This is a genomic window from Streptomyces thermospinosisporus, from assembly GCF_039526425.1.
GTDB classification, from domain to species: Bacteria; Actinomycetota; Actinomycetes; order Streptomycetales; family Streptomycetaceae; genus Streptomyces; species Streptomyces thermocarboxydovorans.
This window is the reverse complement of sequence record NZ_BAAAIZ010000160.1, coordinates 1-741: the sequence shown is the minus strand read 5'-3', so window position 1 is coordinate 741 and position 741 is coordinate 1. Positions and strand designations below refer to the sequence as shown.

2 protein-coding genes are annotated in these 741 nt (G+C 70.2%); both read right to left on the bottom strand.

The annotated features are described in order from the left end of the window. A partial coding sequence (locus ABD207_RS32035) for an IS3 family transposase (RefSeq protein WP_344016829.1) occupies window positions 1-420 on the bottom strand: 420 nt, incomplete at its 3' end. Then, window positions 417-741, bottom strand: a 325-nt coding sequence (locus ABD207_RS32030) for a transposase (protein WP_344016828.1), incomplete at its 5' end; no start/stop codon positions are given. The genes ABD207_RS32035 and ABD207_RS32030, both read right to left, overlap by 4 nt.

Genomic DNA, 741 nt, shown 5'->3' with positions numbered 1-741 from the left:
CCAGCCCGACCAGGTGCGGACATACGTCATGTCCGCTACCCACAGCTGGTCCGGGCGCGAGGCCGTGAAGTCGCGGTCGACCAGGTCCGGCGGTCTGGGTGCCGACGGCTCCGGCACCGTGGTGCGGCGACGCTGCCCGCGGATCACGCCCTCCAGGCCCAGCTCACGCATCAGCCGCTCGACGGTGCAGCGGGCCACGAGGACGCCCTTGCGTCGCAGCGCGCGGGTGATCCGGCGGACACCGTAGGTGCCGCCCGACTCGGCATGGACCTGCTCGATCAGCGGCATCAGCTGCTCGTCGCGCAGCCGGCGGGCCGACTTCGGCCTCTTCTTGCGCGCGTAGTACGCCGACTCCGACAGCCCCAGCACCCGGCAGGCGAACCCGACCCCGAGACCCTTGTCCCTGAGATGCTCGATCACCTGGTCGGCCTCGTCCGGGGACGGTCGAGTTCGGCCGCAAAAAACGCGCTCGCGGCCTTGAGGATCTCATTCGCCCGCCTCAACTCCGCTACTTCTTTGCGGAGTTGCTTCAGTTCCTCGTGCTCGGCGGTGGTCAGCCGGTCGTCGCGTTCACCGGCGTCCGCCTCGGCCTGGCGGACCCAGCCGCGCAGGGCTTCCTTGTGGATGCCCAGGTCCCTGGCGACGTGCGCGATCGGACGGCCGGTGGTACGGACTTCGCGGACGGCCCGCTCGCGGAGCTCATCCGGGTACTTGCGTGGTGCTGGCACTGCTCGTGGTTCT